Below are 17,197 nucleotides of genomic sequence, written 5' to 3'. Positions count from 1 at the left end.
TGGTCCGGACGCTAGAGGTAGCGCTTGAAGTCGGGCGGGGCGCTAGATATAGTGTCCCGTCATGGTATCCTCGCGCCCTCGCAAAAACGCCGAGCCATCCGTGTGCGAATGCCGCGGTCCTTGGCGCGAAGCCGCCTCCGCCGTGCCCGGCACGGTCACGGCAGCGGGGGCCATGCACCCGAACACTCCACCCTCGACGCAACTGCACGCCCCGGTGCCGGGGTCGCTGCGTTGAGGGTTTCGTTTTTTCGATCGAGCTTGAACAACAAGGAAGGGAACACATGCAGACCATCAGCACCAGCGTCGATCCGCAAGCTGCGGGCAGCGTCCCGGGGACTCCCCGTCCGGCGGTAGCCGCCGCCTCGGCCTACGCGGGCTACCAGATCATTCGTCGCAACGGTGCGGTGGTGGCCTTCGAGCCGAACAAGATCGCGGTGGCCCTGATGAAGGCCTTCCTCGCCGTGCACGGCACGCAGGGGGCGGCCTCGGCCAGCGTGCGCGAGACGGTCGACGGGCTGACCGAGACCGTGGTGCGTGCGCTGCTGCGCTCGCGCCCGAACGGCGGCACGTTCCACATCGAGGACGTCCAGGACCACGTCGAGCTGGCGCTGATGCGCGGCGGCCACCACGAGGTCGCGCGCGCCTACGTGCTGTACCGCGAGCGCCGCGCGCAGGAGCGCGCCCGCCAGCAGGGCACCCAGCAGGAAGCCGCGGCGCAGGAGCCGGTGCTGCACGTGATCGACGGCGGCCAGCGCGTGCCGCTGGACATGGGCAAGCTGCAGGCCCTGGTCAACTCCGCCTGCGAGGGCCTGGGCGAGGACGTGCGCCCCGAGCCCATCCTGGCCGAGACCAAGCGCAACCTGTACGACGGCGTGCCGATGGACGAGGTGCACAAGGCCGCCATCCTGGCCGCGCGCACGCTGATCGAGAAGGACCCCGGCTACACCCGCGTCACCGCCCGCCTGCTGCTGCACACGATCCGCAAGGAGGTGCTGGGCGAGGAGGTCACCCACGCCGAGATGCACGAGCGCTACGCCGAGTACTTCCCGCAGTTCGTCAAGAAGGGCGTCGAGGCCGAGCTGCTCGACGAGAAGCTGCTGCAGTTCGACCTGAAGCAGCTGGGCGCGGCGCTGAAGGCCGACCGCGACCTGCAGTTCGACTACCTGGGCCTGCAGACCCTGTACGACCGCTACTTCCTGCACGTCGACGGCACCCGCATCGAGCTGCCGCAGGCCTTCTTCATGCGCGTCGCGATGGGCCTGGCGCTCAACGAGATCGAGCGCGAGGCGCGCGCGATCGAGTTCTATGAAGTGCTGTCCAGCTTCGACTTCATGTCCTCGACGCCGACGCTGTTCAACTCCGGCACGCGCCGCTCGCAGCTGTCGAGCTGCTACCTGACCACCGTGCCGGACGACCTGGACGGCATCTACGAGGCGATCAAGGAGAACGCGCTGCTGTCGAAGTTCGCCGGCGGCCTGGGCAACGACTGGACCCGCGTGCGCGCGCTGGGCAGCCACATCAAGGGCACCAACGGCAAGAGCCAGGGCGTCGTGCCGTTCCTGAAGGTGGTCAACGACACCGCGGTGGCGGTCAACCAGGGCGGCAAGCGCAAGGGCGCGGTCTGCGCCTACCTGGAGAGCTGGCACCTGGACGTCGAGGAGTTCCTGGAGCTGCGCAAGAACACCGGCGACGACCGCCGTCGCACCCACGACATGAACACGGCCAACTGGATCCCGGACCTGTTCATGAAGCGGGTGATGGAAAACGGCGAGTGGACGCTGTTCTCGCCCTCGACCTGCCCGGACCTGCACGACAAGTTCGGCAAGGAGTTCGAGGAGGCCTACGTCCGCTACGAGGAGAAGGTCGCGCGCGGCGAGATCAAGCTGTACAAGAAGGTGCGCGCCGTCGACCTGTGGCGCAAGATGCTGACGATGCTGTTCGAGACCGGGCATCCCTGGATCACCTTCAAGGATGCCTGCAACGTGCGCTCGCCCCAGCAGCATGTCGGCGTGGTGCACAGCAGCAACCTGTGCACCGAGATCACGCTCAATACCAGCGACAACGAGATCGCGGTGTGCAACCTGGGCTCGGTCAACCTGGCGCGCCACCTCAAGGACGGCGGCATCGACCACGAGAAGCTGAAGAAGACCGTGCGCACCGCGATGCGCATGCTCGACAACGTCATCGACATCAACTACTACGCGGTCAAGAAGGCGCGCGACTCCAACCTGCGCCACCGCCCGGTCGGCCTGGGCGTGATGGCCTTCCAGGACGCCCTGTACCAGCTGCGCATCCCCTACGCCAGCCAGGAGGCGGTGGAGTTCGCCGACCGCTCGATGGAAGCCGTCTGCTACTACGCCTACTGGGCCTCGACCGAGCTGGCCGAGGAGCGCGGCCGCTACTCCAGCTACAAGGGCTCGCTGTGGGACCGCGGCATCCTGCCGATCGACTCGATCGACCTGCTGGCCGAGCAGCGCGGCGGCTACGTCGAGGTCGACCGCTCCCGCACGATGGACTGGGACGCGCTGCGCGAGCGCATCCGCCAGCACGGCATGCGCAACTCCAACTGCGTGGCGATCGCACCGACGGCGACCATCTCCAACATCGTCGGCGTCGACGCGTCCATCGAGCCCTGCTTCGGCAACCTGTCGGTCAAGTCCAACCTGTCCGGCGAGTTCACGGTCATCAACGAATACCTGGTGCGTGACCTGAAGAAGCTGGGCCTGTGGGACGACGTGATGGTCATGGACCTGAAGCACTTCGACGGTTCGCTGCGCCGCATCGACCGCGTGCCCGAGGACCTGAAGCAGCTGTACGCCACCGCCTTCGAGATCGAGCCGGTGTGGCTGGTCGAGGCCGCGGCGCGTCGCCAGAAGTGGATCGACCAGGCCCAGTCGCTCAACATCTACATGGCCGGCGCCTCGGGCCGCAAGCTCGACGAGACCTACAAGCTCGCCTGGCTGCGTGGCCTGAAGACCACCTACTACCTGCGCACCATCGGCGCGACCCATGCGGAGAAGTCGACCGTGAAGTCCTCCGGCCAGCTCAACGCGGTGCCGTCGCAGGGGGGCGTCTCGGCGCTCGACGCCGCGGCCCAGGCGGCGCAGGCGCAGATGGCTGCCGCGGCCGACAACGTGCCGGCCACCGACATCAAGTTCTGCGCGATCGACGACCCGACCTGCGAGGCCTGCCAGTGATCGCGTGATCCAGCGCAGCCAAGGTGCCGCACCTGCGCGTGCGGCACCGCGCTGCGCCGGACCACGACAGGCACGTCCCCGACGCGATGACAGCGATGCGACACCGCAACAAGTTCATCGTCCGGATGTCAAGAAGTGCTTGGTGTTTTGACGCAACAATCTCATAATTCGCCCCCATAGGAAGTCCACCATGTTGGTTTGGGAAGAAGAATTCCATCCCTCGACTGATCGCACGACGAGCACCGCGCCGAACCCCTCCAGTGCCGCGCGGGCCATGCCAGCGTCGCCCCAACAATCGGTGTCCGTTGCTTCCTCCGCTGCAGCGTTCGCTGACCCCCAACTGCAACTCCAGCCCGCCGTCTCCGCCTTCGGTGGTGCAGCCGCGCCCGTGGCCTCGCACAGCGTGCAGTCGACCAGCACGCGCCGCGTCAACGTCGCGGACAAGCGCATCATCAACGGCCAGACCGACGTCAACCAGCTGGTGCCGTTCAAGTACAAGTGGGCCTGGGAGAAGTACCTCGCCACCTGCGCCAACCACTGGATGCCGCAAGAGATCAACATGTCTCGCGACATCGCGCTGTGGAAGGACCCGAACGGCCTGACCGAGGACGAGCGCCGCATCGTCAAGCGCAACCTCGGTTTCTTCGTGACCGCCGACTCGCTGGCGGCCAACAACATCGTGCTGGGCACCTACCGGCACATCACCGCCCCCGAATGCCGCCAGTTCCTGCTGCGCCAGGCCTTCGAGGAGGCGATCCACACCCACGCCTACCAGTACATCGTCGAGTCGCTGGGCCTGGACGAGTCCGAGATCTTCAACGCCTACCACGAGATCCCGTCGATCCGGGACAAGGACGAGTTCCTGATCCCGTTCATCGACGCGATCATGCACCCGGACTTCCACACCGGCACGCCGGAGAACGACCAGACGCTGCTGAAGTCGCTGATCGTCTTCGCCTGCCTGATGGAGGGCCTGTTCTTCTACGTCGGCTTCACCCAGATCCTGGCGCTGGGGCGCCAGAACAAGATGACGGGCGCGGCCGAGCAGTACCAGTACATCCTGCGCGACGAGTCGATGCACTGCAACTTCGGCATCGACCTGATCAACCAGATCAAGCTCGAGAACCCGCACCTGTGGACGCCGGAGTTCCGGGCCGAGATCAAGGCGCTGTTCCTCAAGGCGGTCGAGCTGGAGTACCGCTACGCCGAGGACACCATGCCGCGCGGCGTGCTGGGGCTGAACGCTTCGATGTTCAAGGGCTATCTGCGCTACATCGCGAACCGGCGCGCGACGCAGATCGGCCTGGAGCCGCTCTTCCCGAACGAGGAGAACCCGTTCCCGTGGATGAGCGAGATGATTGACCTGAAGAAGGAACGCAATTTCTTCGAGACCCGCGTCATCGAGTACCAGTCCGGTGGCGCGTTGTCCTGGGATTGACGCGACGCGCAGGCACGAACGCTGCTCTCCAGGTCATGATGAAGAAGAGATCAAGATTCGCAGGTGAGGACCGCCAGACGCAGAAGCTGCGGTCCTTGCCTGCCACCCGATTCACGGCACCGGGGCGTCGCTCCGGGATGAACTTCCGGGCCGTGGATACCCGCGTTGTATCGATCAGCGCGGTGCTCTTTGCCACTTGATCAAGGAGAATCGTTATGGCAACTGCGAAGAAACCGGCCGCCAAGAAGGCCGCTCCCGCGAAGAAGGCTGCAGCCAAGAAGGCACCGGCGAAGAAGGCCGCTGCCAAGAAGGCGCCGGCGAAGAAGGTCGTCGCCAAGAAGGCCGCGCCGGCCAAGAAGGTCGCGGTGAAGAAGGTCGCCGCGAAGAAGGCGGCCCCGGCGAAGAAGGCCGTCGCCAAGAAGGCGCCGGCGAAGAAGGTCGCTGCCAAGAAGGCCGCACCGGCGAAGAAGGCCGTCGCGAAGAAGGTCGCCGCCAAGAAGGCGCCTGCGAAGAAGGCCGTCGCCAAGAAGGCTCCGGCGAAGAAGGTCGCTGCCAAGAAGGCTGCACCGGCGAAGAAGGCTGCTGCGAAGAAGCCTGCTGCCAAGAAGCCTGCGGCGAAGAAGCCCGCAGCCAAGAAGGCTGCGAAGAAGGCCGCCGCTGCCCCTGCTGCGGCTCCTGCGCCTGCTCCGGCTCCGGTGGCCAAGACCACGCTCAGCCCCCAGGCTGCGTGGCCGTTCCCGACCGGCGCGCGTCCCTGAAGCGGGATTTGCTTTCACGTCAAAACCCGGCCCTGGCCGGGTTTTTTCATGGACCCTCTCACTGCTGACCGATGAGTGCCTCCGCCGACCTTCCCAGCTTTGCCCGACGCACCCGGCACGGGCTCGAGCTCGACGTCAGCGTGATTCCCAATGCCAAGCGCACCGAGGTGGTCGGGCTGCATGACGGGGCGCTGCGGGTGCGCTTGCACGCGCCGCCGGTGGATGGCAAGGCCAACGAGGCGCTGATCCGCTGGCTGGCCGAGCAGCTCGGCGTCGCGCGCGCCTCGCTGTCGCTGCTGCGCGGGCAGACCGCGCGCCGCAAGACGGTGAGCCTGGCCACGGACGCGAGCGACGCACGGCTGGTCGCGCTGCTCGCGCGCCTGGTGCCGCCCGCGGAAGGCTGAGGCCGGCGCTCAGGCGAGGCCGAGGGCGGCGCGGTCGATGCGGTGGTTCTGCGGACCGGCGCAGGCGATCTTGATCGCTCCGACACGGTTGCCGAGCTCGGCGCAGCGCACCAGGTCCCAGCCGCGCTCCAGCCCGTACAGCAGCGCGCCGCGGAATGCGTCACCGCAGCCGGTCGGGTCGACCACGGCACTGGCCGTCACGCCCGGCACGTGCACCTTCTCGCCGCCGGTCCAGACCTCGCAGCCGTGCGCCCCGAGCGTCACGATGATGCCCTGCAGGTGCGAGCGCGACAGTTCGGCGAGGTCCGAGCCGGTGCGTTCGCACAGCAGCCGCGCCTCGTAGTCGTTGACCGCCACCCAGGTGGCCTGCGCGACGAAGCGGCGCAGTTCGTCGCCGTTGAACATCGGCAGGCCCTGGCCCGGGTCGAACACGAAGGGGATGCCCGCGGCGGCCAGCTGCTCGGCATGCTGCAGCATCGCGTCGCGTCCGTCGGGTGCGATGATGGCCAGGCGGATGTCCTCGCGTGCCTGCACCACGTTCCGGTGCGCGAACTGCATCGCGCCGGGGTGGAACGCGGTGATCTGGTTGTTGTCCGCGTCGGTCATGATGATGGCCTGCGCGGTGTAGCTGTCCCCGACCACCTGCACGAATTCGGTGGACACGCCCCACTCGCGCATGCGGTCCAGATAGCTCTGCCCGTCGGCGCCGAGCGCCGCCATCACCAGCGGTTCGCCGCCCAGCTGCTTGAGCGTGTAGGCGATGTTGCCGGCGCAGCCGCCGAACTCGCGGCGCAGCGTCGGCACCAGGAAGGAGACGTTCAGGATGTGGATCTGCTCCGGCAGGATCTGCTCCTGGAACCGTCCGGGGAAGGTGGTGATGGTGTCGAAGGCGAGCGAGCCGCAGATCAGGGCAGGCATGTGTGCTCCAGGGAGTGGATGGCGACGTTCTTCAGGGGTAGAAGGCGCTGACGGTGAAGCTGGCCACGCGCCGGCCGGGGCTGGTGAACTCCAGGTCCAGCGAGACCTCCGAGCGCGGCGCGATCACGACCTGCCGGTGGCGGAAGTCTGCCGGCGACAGCGCGCGGCGCGTGATCAGCTCGCCGTTGTAGTCGGCCAGCCGCAGTTCGATGTGGGGCACGGCCACCGGCACGTTGCCGTCGTTGCGCACCAGCACCGAGAGGCGGTAGCTGTCGGTCGCGGCGCCGGCCGAGAGGCTGCTGCCGCCGATCACGATGGCCTCGATGTGCTGCCAGGGCCCGACGGTGCAGCGGGCCACGTCGCACAGGCGCTCCAGCCAGGGGCGCGTGGCCGGGTAGGTCGCGGCCAGCCGGTCGCGCTGGTGGTGGGCCACCTGCAGCAGCAGGGCGCCGAGCAGCAGGAGCGCCACGAGGCCCAGCACGGCGCGCACCCAGGGGCGGCGCCAGCGCTCCGCGCGCTCGGCCTTGCGCAGGAATTCCGGCGCGACCTCGTCGTCGTCCGCGCTGCTGCGCCGCTCGCGCACGGGGGTGCCGCGCAGGCGTGACTTGCGGCGCGCCGCCTCGCCGCCGGCCGAAGGGGGCGCGGCGCCGAGGCCGGCCGCCACGGCCTGCGACTCGAGTTCGTGTTCCTCGAGGGTGCTGTCGAAGCGTGCGTCGGCAAAGCCGTCGTCCTCGTCCTTCTCGGGGGCCTCGTGGGCCCCGTAGGTGCTGCGGCTCAGGAAGCGCGAGTCGAGCACGTCGTAGGCGGTCGTGACCTCGTCCGCCTCGTCCTCCTCGACCGTCGCCGCTGCGGCCGCGGGCGCGCCGGCGGCGGCCTGCGGGGCAGGGGGGGGCGGCACGGCCGGCGCCGGTGCCGGAGGCGGCGGTGGGGGCGGGACCTGCCTGGCCGGTGCCTGCGCGGCCCGCGGGGCGGGCGCCGGCGGCGGCATGCCGTCGCGCTCGAGGTCGAACAGTCCCTCGATCGCGTTGAAGACTTCGTTGCAGCGCCCGCAGCGGACCCAGCCTTCGGAGACCTTCAGCTGGTCCTGGACGACGCGGAAGGTGGTGTGGCAGGCCGGGCAGCGGGTGGCAAGACTCATGGCGCGAATGATGCCATCGGGACGGCGGCTTGCCGTCCCCTCAGGCCGGTGTGCCGGGGCGGCCCGTCATGAGGATCCAGCCATCCTCCTGGTCGCTGACCTCGAGCCGGCACCACGGGGCGTAGGCCTCGGCGAGCTCGTCGGCCTGGCGCTCGAGGATGCCGGCCAGCACCAGGTGGCCGCCCGGGGCGACATGGCCGCACAGCAGCGGCGCCAGCAGCTTGAGCGGCGTGGCCAGGATGTTGGCGAGCACCAGCGGGTACCGTCCCTGCGCGAGCTCGGGCGGTCCGGCACGCAGCGTCACGCCGTTGGCCTGGGCGTTGGCCTGCGTCGATTCGATCGCCGCCGGGTCGATGTCCACCGCGTCGATCGCCTGCGCGCCATGCAGCGCCGCGCCGATCGCCAGGATGCCCGAGCCGCAGCCGTAGTCCAGCACGCGCTGCCAGCTGGGCGCGAGCGCCGGGGCCTGCTGCGCGATCCAGCGCAGGCACATGCGCGTGGTGGGGTGGGTCCCGGTGCCGAAGGCCAGTCCCGGGTCGAGCCGGATCACGCGGCGCGCCTGCGCCGGCGGCTCGTGCCAGGTCGGCACGATCCAGAACTCGGGCGTGATCTCGACCGGATGGAACTGCGACTGCGTCAGTCGCACCCAGTCCTGGTCCGGCACCGGCTGCATCGCGACCACGTGCACCTCGCTGGCCCAGGGCTGGGCCAGCAGCAGCGTGGCCGCCTCGGTGGCGGCTTCCTCGGTGGGGAACAGGGCGCGCAGCGTCGAGCGGCCCCAGCCGCCCTTGGGTGGCGGCAGGCCCGGCTCGCCGAACAGCGCCTGCTCGGCCTCGGTGCCGGCGTCGGCGTCCTCCACCGAGACCGACAGCGCGTCGAGTTCCATCAGCGCGTCCGAGACGGTGTCGACCAGGTCCTCGCCGGCCAGCAGCAGCAATTCGATCATCGCGTTTCTCCTGCGTCGGCGCCAGCGCCTGGTCGTCGCGGGGACGGGGACGGCGTCACCGCTTGCGCTCGCTCATCCAGCTTTCCAGGTAGTGGATGCTGGTGCCGCCCTCGATGAACTTGGCATCGGCCAGCAGCTCGCGGTGCAGCGGGATGTTGGTCTGGATGCCTTCGACCACCGTTTCCGACAGCGCGATGCGCATGCGTGCCAGCGCCTGCTCGCGGGTGTCGCCATGCACGATGATCTTGCCGATCATCGAATCATAGTTGGGCGGCACGAAGTAGTTGGTGTAGATGTGCGAATCGACGCGCACGCCGGGGCCGCCGGGCGCGTGCCACATCGTGATGCGGCCGGGCGAGGGCGTGAACCTGTACGGGTCCTCGGCGTTGATGCGGCACTCGATCGCGTGGCCGCGCATCTCGATGTGGCGCTGCGAGAACGGCAGCTTCTCGCCGGCGGCCACCCGGATCTGCATCTGCACGATGTCGATGCCGGTGACGAGTTCGGTCACCGGGTGCTCGACCTGCACCCGGGTGTTCATCTCGATGAAGTAGAACTCGCCGTTCTCGTACAGGAACTCGAAGGTGCCGGCGCCGCGGTAGCCGATCTTGCGGCAGGCCTCGGCGCAGCGTGCGCCGATCTTGTCGATGATGCGGCGCGGGATGCCCGGCGCCGGTGCTTCCTCGATGATCTTCTGGTGGCGGCGCTGCATCGAGCAGTCGCGCTCGCCCAGGTACACCGCGTTGCGGTGCTGGTCGGCCAGCACCTGGATCTCGATGTGGCGCGGGTTCTCGAGGAACTTCTCCATGTAGACCGCCGGGTTGCCGAAGGCGGCGCCCGCCTCGGTGCGGGTGGTCTGCACGGCATGGATGAGGGCGGCCTCGGTGTGCACGACGCGCATGCCGCGCCCGCCACCGCCGCCCGCGGCCTTGATGATGACCGGGTAGCCGATCGATCGGGCGATCTTGATGATCTCCTTCGGGTCCTCGGGCAGCGCGCCGTCGGAGCCGGGCACGCAGGGCACGCCGGCCTTGATCATCGCGGCCTTGGCCGAAACCTTGTCGCCCATCAGGCGGATGCACTCGGGCGTGGGGCCGATGAAGGTGAAGCCGCTTTGCTCGACGCGCTCGGCGAAGTCGGCGTTCTCGGACAGGAAGCCGTAGCCCGGGTGGATGGCCTCGGCGTCGGTCACCTCGGCGGCCGAGATGATGGCCGGCATGCTGAGATAGCTCTGGGCCGAGGCGGCCGGGCCGATGCACACCGCCTCGTCGGCGAGCTTCACGTACTTGGCATCGCGGTCGGCTTCGGAATAGACGACGACCGACTTGATGCCCATCTCGCGGCAGGCGCGCTGGATGCGGAGGGCGATCTCTCCGCGGTTGGCAATCAGTATCTTCTTGAACATCGTGATCTCCGCGGCAGGCTCGTCGGGGGCCGGGGCGTTCCCGGCACGGCGTGGTGCCGCTGGGCCAAGCTGGCTGGGTGGCTGATCGCCCGTGCGATCAGGCAGGAGGCAGGGGCGGGTGGCCCCCGCCGGCTCACTCGATCACGAACAGCGGCTGGCCGTATTCGACGGCCTGCCCGTTCTCGCACAGGATCTGGGTGACCGTGCCGGACTTGTCGGCCTCGATCTCGTTCATGATCTTCATCGCCTCGATGATGCACAGCGGGTCGCCTTCCTTGACCTGCTGGCCCAGCTCGACGAAGGGCTTGGCGCCCGGGCTGGAGGCGCGATAGAAGGTGCCGACCATCGGCGACTTGACCACGTGACCCTTGACCTCGGGCGCGGCCGGCGCCGCGGGAGCGGCGGCTGCCGGCGCGGGGGCCGGGGCGGTGACGACCGGCGCCGCCACCGGCGCGGCGACCGGGGCCATCACGACCGGCGCGGCCGAGGCGGCGGTGTGGCCGTCGGACTTGACGATGCGCACCTTGCCGTCGGCTTCGGTGATCTCCAGCTCGGAGATGTTCGACTCCGACACCAGGTCGATGAGGGTCTTGAGCTTGCGTAGATCCATTTCGCTCTCCAACTTTCCTTTTTTGTCGTGATCAGCGGCGTTCGCGCACCAGTGAGCCTCGATCTGTCGTCAATCGCCGTGGGTGAGTGGAGCGGGGGAAGCGTCAGGCCGCGGGTGCGAGACGTTCCAGCGCGTACTCGAGGGCCAGGCGGTAGCCGGTGGCGCCGAGACCGCAGATCACCCCTTCGGCGAGGTCCGAGAAATAGGAGTGCTGCCGGAAGGGTTCGCGCCGGTGCACATTGGACAGGTGCACTTCGACGAAGGGGATGGCCACGCCGGCCAGCGCGTCGCGCAGCGCCACGCTGGTGTGGGTGTAGGCCGCCGGGTTGATGATGATGAAGCGGGTGCCGTCATCGCGCGCCTGGTGGATGCGGTCGACCAGCGCCCCTTCATGGTTGCTTTGGAAGGTTCTCAGTTCAATGCCTCGATCTGCGGCGAACTTGACCAGTTCTGCGTCGATCTGGCTCAAAGTGGTCGACCCGTAGACCTGCGGCTCGCGGGTGCCGAGCAGGTTCAGGTTGGGACCATGCAGAACGAGGATGGACATCAGCGGCGGGTCGTCGGGACGGCCGTCAGTAAAGAAGCCGTGACTTTACGCGCAAATCGGCGCAAATGTCGAGAAATTGTTTTCACAGACCGCGCCGGTCACATAGTTGTTGCATCTGCCCAGCCGGACAGCTCGGCAAAACTGGTTTCGCCCAGCTTGCGGTGCCGCACCGTACCGTCGCGTCCCAGCACGACGGTGAACGGCAGCCCGCCCTGCGGGTTGCCGAGCGCGCGCACCAGCTCCATGCCGGCGTAGCCTCCCAACGCGATCGGGAACGCCACCGGCACCTTGCGCAGGAACTCCTGCACTGGGGCTTGCTGGTCGATCGCGATGCCGACCACCTGCCAGCCCTGCGGCCCGAAGCGTTGGTGGAAGCGATCCAGCTCGGGCATCTCGCGCACGCAGGGGGCACACCAGGTCGCCCAGAAGTTCACGACCAGCGGCCGGCCGCGCAGCGCCTGCATCTCCAGCGTCCGCCCGTCCGGGGTGTCGAAGCGCAGCGACCACAGCGCGGCAGTGTCGGCCGCGTCAGCCGGTGCCGGCCGGCGCCACCAGGCCAGCCCGGCGCCGCCCGCGGCGGCAGCCAGGCCGGCCACGGCGGCCACGGCCCATTGACGGCGGTTCATGGCGTGCCCTCCAGCAGCGCGCGCACGGCGTCCAGGCTGCCTCGTTCGGTGCGCCCGCGTGCGTCCGGCTTGAGCGCACCGCGCAGGTCGTCATGGTCGTAGATCACCAGGTGCACGGAGACGGGCTGGCCCAGCTCCGGGCTGCGGTCGGTCAGCGTCAGCACGTCCACCGGCGCCCCGCGGAAGCCCTGGACGGTGCCGACGTCGTAGTCCACGCGCCGGTCGATCAGGCGGATCTCGGCGGACTTGGAGTCGTCGCAGAACAGGTTGATCCACACGTCGTTGAGCCGGGTGGCGGTGCCGTTCCACACCGCGCCGGTCAGGTGCGGGCGGAACTCGGCCAGCCGCTCCATCCAGCGCAGCGCGACGGCCCGCAGGGCGGCCAGCTCGGCCGGCTGGGTGTCGGCGCAGAAGATGTCGATGTAGGCACGCACTTCCGCCTCGACCGCGTCATTGTCGGGTAGGTCCACCGGCGCCAGCGTGCGCTTGGCGAGCAGCTTGGCGGCCTTGCGCTTGGCCGGACCGTACTCCATGCCCTCCTCGACGATCAGCCGGGCGGCGGTGGCGGCGATTTCGGCGGCCAGGGGGGACAGGGGGGCGGACATGGCGGATCACGGACGGGGCAAATGCGGCACGGGGCATTGTAGGAGGCGGCGCGGCGGACCCGGCCGACCCACCTGCTCGGCGCGGGGTTACGGCAGCTGCACCGCGCCCATGCGGGCCCGGATCGTGGCGGCCCGCCCGAGCAGGTAGGCCGAGCCGGGGCGTTGCTCGTAGCGCTTGGGGGCGGGCAGCATCACCGCCAGCCGGGCCGCCTGCTGCGGCGTGAGCCGGTCGGCGCCGGTGCGGAAATAGTGCTGCGCGGCCGCCTCGGCGCCGAACACGCCGTCGCCCCATTCGACGTGGTTCAGGTAGATCTCCAGGATGCGCCGCTTGTCGAGCACGGCCTCCAGCATGAAAGTGATGACGAACTCCTGCCCCTTGCGCAGGAAACTGCGCTCGCCGGAGAGGAACAGGTTCTTGGCCAGCTGCTGGGTGATCGTCGAGCCGCCGACGATCTTCGCCGGGCGGGCCTGGCCGCGCCGCGCGGCCAGTTCCTGGGCGCGCTGGTTGCGCTCCCAGGCGCGCTCGATCGCATCCCAGTCGACGCCGTCATGTTCGGTGAAGCCGGCGTCCTCGGAGGCGATCACCGCGCGCTTGAGGTGGTCGGAGATCTGGTCGTAGTCGCGCCAGGTCTGGCGCCAGGGCAGTTCGCCCTTTTCGGTCAGGATGCGCGCGATCTCGGCGCGCTGGAAGGTGGTCGACTGCGGGTCGACCACCGCCATCAGCGCGATGCGCAGCAGGAAGTACAGCTGCAGCGACATGCCGGCCAGCAGGCACAGCGCCAGCAGCCGTCCCGCCGCCGCCAGCACGCGTCGCATCATCGGCCCGCCGCGTCGGCCTGGGCGCGCAGCTCGGCCAGCACCGGGGCGGTGGCCGGGCGCACCCCGCGCCAGACGAAGAAGGACTCGGCGGCCTGCTCGACCAGCATGCCCAGGCCGTCGCGGCCGGTCGCACCGTGCTCGCGCGCCCAGGCCAGGAAGCCGGCCGCCGCCGGGCCGTACATCATGTCGTAGGCCAGCGCGCCGCGCGCCAGCACTGCGCCGGCCACCGGCACGCCGCCGCCGTGCAGGCTGGCGGCGGTGGCGTTGAGCACCAGGTCGAACCCGGTGCCGCAGCCCTCCAGCGTGGCGGCCTGCAGCTCCACGTCGCACTGCCGCGCCAAGGCGGCGTGGCTGTCCACCAGCTGCTGTGCCTTGCCGGGCGTGCGGTTGGCGACCACCAGGCGGCGCGGGCGCTGCTGCAGCAGCGGGCCCAGCACACCGGCCGCGGCCCCGCCGGCGCCGACCAGCAGCACCTGGCGGCCGGCGATCGCGAAGCCGGCGTTGGCCTGCACGTCGGCCACCAAGCCGGCGCCGTCGGTGTTGTCGGCGTACCAGCCTTCGGCGTCGAAGCGCAGCGTGTTGGCCGCCCGGGCCAGCGCGGCGCGCTCGCTGGTGCGTGTCGCCATCGCGTAGGCCTCGAACTTGAACGGCACGGTGACGTTGCAGCCCTTCGCGCCGCCGTCGGCGAAGGCGCGCAGCGTCGGCGCGATGGCGTCGAGCGGCACCAGCAGGCGGGTGTACTCGACCGGCTCGCCGGTCTGCGCGGCGAAGCGGGCGTGGATGACCGGGGACTTGCTGTGTTCGACCGGGTTGCCGGCGACGGCGTAGCGATCCATGCAGGAGCGGAGGTGAAGTCGGTTCAGTGGGTGGTCAGCGTGGTTTCGAGGGCGTCGTCGCGGGTGAACTTGAAGCGCGACACCACCACGATCTGGTCGGCCTTGGCGCGCATCGCCGGCGAGAAGGGGCCGAACGGGCTGGCCGCGTGCACGATCGCGATCGCCTGGCGGTCCAGCACGCGCGAGCGCGACGACTCGACGATCTCGGTGTCGACCACGTGGCCCTGGGCGTCGACGGTCACGACCATGGTCAGTTCCCCGTAGAGCTTGCGGCCCTGGTGCTCGGGGAAGTTGCGCGTGCCGCGTTCCTCGATCTTGCGGCGCAACTGGTCGTAGTAGATCGCGTAGACCGCCTCGCGGGTGGCCGGGCTGATGAAGCGCCGCTTCGGCCGCGAGTTCTCCTCGTTGATGCGCTTCTCGATCTCGGCCAGCATGCGCAGCAGCTGGCGACGGCGTTCTTCCTGCGCCTGTTCCTCGGGCGAGCCGCGGTCGCGCCGCGGGTCCGGGGCCGGCAGCGCGGCCAGCTCCTTCTTGACCTGGGTGAGCAGGCGGGTCTGCTGCTCGAGCAGCATCTCGATCTGCTTGCGGCTTTCCTCCATCGAGTCGCCCAGCGCGACCGTCGGCGAAGGCGGCAGTGGCGAGGTGGCGCGGCCCTTCTCGGCGTCGCCGCCGCCGGCCAGCGTGGTCTGCGCGATCGCCTGGGCCTTCACGGGCGCCTCGGTGGAGCGGGCGTTGACCAGGATCACCTCCAGCGGGGTGTCCTCGAACATGCGGTTGAAGCCCTCCGGGTCGACAAAGCGCACGGTCAGCAGGACCGCATGCACGGCGAGCGAGATGGCCAGTGCGATCTGCAGGGTGATGAGCTTCTTCAGCATGCGTGGCAGCGGTTCAGGCGGCAGGGGCTGAGGCTGTATTGTCGCCTTCGTCCGGCCCCGCCTCGTCGTTCACGTCGATGGCCAGCGACAGCGGGCCGGCCGCGGCGCCGGCCTCCTCCTCGAGCTCGGCTTCGTCCTCGGCGATCATGTCGGCCGCAGGCGCCTCGTCCAGCCGCTCGATCACGCTGGCATGCACGTCCAGCGTCAGCTCGTCGACCGAGGTGACGCGCACGCGCACCCGCACGCCGCGCGCCAGGTTCTCCGCGCCGACCGCGCGCAGCACGAGCGGCAGCGTCTCGGCGCGCACCAGGCCGTCCTTCAGCACCGCGGCGACCAGTTCGGTGATGCCGTTCTGTTCCAGGTAGCGCAGCGTCCAGTAGCGCTCGATGCCCGACTGGAACTCGTTGTAGGCCGAGTAGGCCGCGTCGAACCCGGAGATGATCGAGAACAGTTCGGCATCCTTGGGCTTGAACGGCGCGGCCAGTGCGGCGGTGCGGCCGTGGCGGGCGCAGGCGATGATCTGCCACTGGTTGACCAGGTCCACGTAGCGGCGCAGCGGCGAGGTGGCCCAGGTGTACTGCTTCACGCCCATGCCCGCGTGCGGCAGCGGCTTGGTGCTCATGCGCACCTTCACGCCGGGCAGCAGGCTCGCCTGGCTGCGGTAGATGCCGGGCACGCCCAGCTCGGCGAGCCAGCCACCCCACAGGCTGTTGGCGAGGATCATCGCCTCGGCCACCATCAGGTCCAGCGGCGCGCCGCGCTTGCGCGTGGTGATGTGCACGGTCTCCTGGCCGGTGGGCTCCTGGTCGCCGTTGCCTTCCAACCGGAAGGTGTAGTCGGGGCGGGTGAAGTTCTCCGGCTTGCCGCGCACCACCTCGCGCTGCGCCTTGAAGTGCCTGGCGAAGCGGAACACGAAGGCCAGTTCGGCGTGGAACGGGTAGTCGGCCGGTGCCTGGCCGGTCAGCGAGGCCTCGGTGATCACGTCGTCGAGCTGGTCGTGGCGCAGGTTGGCCGCGATCGGCACCCGCTCGACGCGCGTCTCGCTGCCCCGGATCTCCAGCGTGGCCTCGTCCAGCGTCACGTACAGCGACACCGCCGGGCAGGCGCGGCCCTCGACCAGCGTGTAGGCCTGCACCATCTCGTCGGGCAGCATGGTGATCTTGTAGCCCGGCATGTAGACCGTCGAGTAGCGGCTGCGCGCCACCTGGTCCATCGGCGAGCCGGGCGTGATCGCCAGGCCCGGCGCGGCGATGTGGATGCCCAGCACCACGGTGCCGGTGCCCAGGCCCTGCACGGACAGCGCATCGTCGATCTCGGTGGTGGAGGAATCGTCGACGCTGAACGCCTGCACCGGCGCCACCGGCAGCTCCTCGCTCACCTGGGGCAGTTCCAGCGGGGGGAAGCCGTAGCCCTTGGGGAAGTGCTCGAACAGGAAGCGCCGCCAGTGGAACTGGTACGGGCTGTCGATCGCGCCGGCGCGCTGCAGCAGCTCCAGCGGCGCGACGTGCGCGCGCTTGCTGGCCTCGACGACGGCCTTGTATTCCAGGCCGTTCTTGTCCGGCTTGAACAGGATGCGGTAGAGCTGGTCACGGATCGGCTGCGGGCAACGGCCTTCGACCAGCTCGGCCGCCCAGGCGCCGATCTGGGCCTGCTGCTGCTTCTTGCGCTCGATGCCGAGCAGGGCGGCCTTGACCGCTTCTTCGGGCGCCTTCCTGAAGCGGCCCTTGCCGACGCGGCGGAAGTAGTGCGGCGCGCCGAACAGGCGCAGCAGTGCGGCGGCCTGCTGCACCGGCGAGGCCTTCTCGTTGAAATAGTCGCGCGCGATGTCGGCGAAGCCGAACTCCTCGGCCGGGGCGAATTCCCAGGCGAGGTCGAGGTCGATCTCCTCGGCCTGCACCTGGGCCTGGGCGAGCAGTTCGGCGGGTTGCGGCTGCTCGAACTTCAGCAGCACGTTGGCGGACTTGACCTTGACGCGCTTGCCGGAGTCGAGCTCGACCTGGATCGAGGCCTCCGCTTCGGACATCACGCGGCCGGCGAAAAACTTCCCGGCATCTTCGAACAGGGCGAACATGGCG

General features: G+C 69.3%; 16 protein-coding genes. 4 read left to right on the top strand and 12 right to left on the bottom strand.

Translation table 11 applies throughout. The annotated features are described in order from the left end of the window. Positions 1 to 281 precede the first annotated feature (281 nt). The 4 genes from IS481_RS14560 (at position 282) to IS481_RS14545 (ending at position 5,797) form a co-directional block, all read left to right on the top strand. Complete coding sequence (locus IS481_RS14560; RefSeq protein ID WP_104357831.1) at positions 282 to 3,197, top strand: ribonucleoside-diphosphate reductase subunit alpha; 2,916 nt, start codon at positions 282 to 284, stop codon at positions 3,195 to 3,197. 190 nt (positions 3,198 to 3,387) lie between these two features. Next, entirely contained in the window at positions 3,388 to 4,635 is a 1,248-nt protein-coding gene (locus IS481_RS14555; protein WP_104357832.1) for a ribonucleotide-diphosphate reductase subunit beta, read from the top strand. Positions 4,636 to 4,850: 215 nt separating this feature from the next. Beyond that, on the top strand, positions 4,851 to 5,393 hold the full coding sequence (locus tag IS481_RS14550) for a histone H1-like DNA-binding protein (protein ID WP_104357833.1): 543 nt from the start codon (positions 4,851 to 4,853) through the stop codon (positions 5,391 to 5,393). 71 nt (positions 5,394 to 5,464) lie between these two features. Beyond that, complete coding sequence (locus IS481_RS14545; protein ID WP_104357834.1) at positions 5,465 to 5,797, top strand: DUF167 domain-containing protein; 333 nt, start codon at positions 5,465 to 5,467, stop codon at positions 5,795 to 5,797. Positions 5,798 to 5,806: 9 nt separating this feature from the next. Here the strand turns inward: IS481_RS14545 and IS481_RS14540 are convergent, their stop codons facing one another. The 12 genes from IS481_RS14540 to IS481_RS14485 form a co-directional block, all read right to left on the bottom strand. Next, positions 5,807 to 6,715, bottom strand: coding sequence for a carbohydrate kinase family protein (locus tag IS481_RS14540; protein WP_104357835.1), 909 nt, complete (start codon positions 6,713 to 6,715; stop codon positions 5,807 to 5,809). 31 nt (positions 6,716 to 6,746) lie between these two features. Beyond that, positions 6,747 to 7,853 (bottom strand): zinc-ribbon and DUF3426 domain-containing protein, encoded by a 1,107-nt coding sequence (locus IS481_RS18540; protein WP_104357836.1) that lies wholly within the window; start codon positions 7,851 to 7,853, stop codon positions 6,747 to 6,749. Positions 7,854 to 7,893: 40 nt separating this feature from the next. After that, entirely contained in the window at positions 7,894 to 8,799 is a 906-nt protein-coding gene (gene prmA, locus IS481_RS14530) for a 50S ribosomal protein L11 methyltransferase (RefSeq protein ID WP_104357837.1), read from the bottom strand. Positions 8,800 to 8,854: 55 nt separating this feature from the next. Further along, entirely contained in the window at positions 8,855 to 10,204 is a 1,350-nt protein-coding gene (gene accC, locus IS481_RS14525) for an acetyl-CoA carboxylase biotin carboxylase subunit (protein WP_104357838.1), read from the bottom strand. Between the two features lie 133 nt (positions 10,205 to 10,337). Further along, the gene (accB, locus tag IS481_RS14520) at positions 10,338 to 10,814 is read right to left on the bottom strand and encodes an acetyl-CoA carboxylase biotin carboxyl carrier protein (protein ID WP_104357839.1); all 477 of its coding nucleotides are present in this window, start codon (positions 10,812 to 10,814) and stop codon (positions 10,338 to 10,340) included. Between the two features lie 103 nt (positions 10,815 to 10,917). Then, positions 10,918 to 11,364 (bottom strand): type II 3-dehydroquinate dehydratase, encoded by a 447-nt coding sequence (gene aroQ, locus IS481_RS14515; RefSeq protein WP_104357840.1) that lies wholly within the window; start codon positions 11,362 to 11,364, stop codon positions 10,918 to 10,920. Between the two features lie 95 nt (positions 11,365 to 11,459). After that, entirely contained in the window at positions 11,460 to 11,987 is a 528-nt protein-coding gene (locus IS481_RS14510; protein ID WP_104357841.1) for a TlpA disulfide reductase family protein, read from the bottom strand. Beyond that, on the bottom strand, positions 11,984 to 12,592 hold the full coding sequence (locus tag IS481_RS14505; protein WP_104357842.1) for a hypothetical protein: 609 nt from the start codon (positions 12,590 to 12,592) through the stop codon (positions 11,984 to 11,986). Before IS481_RS14505 ends, IS481_RS14510 begins: the two co-directional genes overlap by 4 nt. An 87-nt stretch (positions 12,593 to 12,679) precedes the next feature. Next, the gene (gene mtgA / locus IS481_RS14500) at positions 12,680 to 13,408 is read right to left on the bottom strand and encodes a monofunctional biosynthetic peptidoglycan transglycosylase (RefSeq protein WP_194963375.1); all 729 of its coding nucleotides are present in this window, start codon (positions 13,406 to 13,408) and stop codon (positions 12,680 to 12,682) included. Further along, a complete protein-coding gene (gene aroE, locus IS481_RS14495) occupies positions 13,408 to 14,247 on the bottom strand; it encodes a shikimate dehydrogenase (protein ID WP_104357843.1) in 840 nt (279 codons plus the stop codon). The genes mtgA and aroE overlap by 1 nt, the downstream gene beginning before the upstream one ends. Positions 14,248 to 14,270: 23 nt before the next feature. Then, positions 14,271 to 15,122 (bottom strand): energy transducer TonB, encoded by an 852-nt coding sequence (locus IS481_RS14490; protein ID WP_104357844.1) that lies wholly within the window; start codon positions 15,120 to 15,122, stop codon positions 14,271 to 14,273. 13 nt (positions 15,123 to 15,135) lie between these two features. Continuing rightward, positions 15,136 to 17,193 carry a ribonuclease catalytic domain-containing protein gene (locus IS481_RS14485; protein WP_104357845.1) on the bottom strand — a complete coding sequence of 686 codons (2,058 nt, stop codon included), beginning with the start codon at positions 17,191 to 17,193 and terminating at the stop codon, positions 15,136 to 15,138. Positions 17,194 to 17,197: the final 4 nt, after the last annotated feature.

This window comes from Caldimonas thermodepolymerans, assembly GCF_015476235.1.
GTDB classification, from domain to species: domain Bacteria; phylum Pseudomonadota; class Gammaproteobacteria; order Burkholderiales; family Burkholderiaceae_C; genus Caldimonas; species Caldimonas thermodepolymerans.
This window is presented reverse-complemented; position numbering and strand designations above follow the sequence as displayed.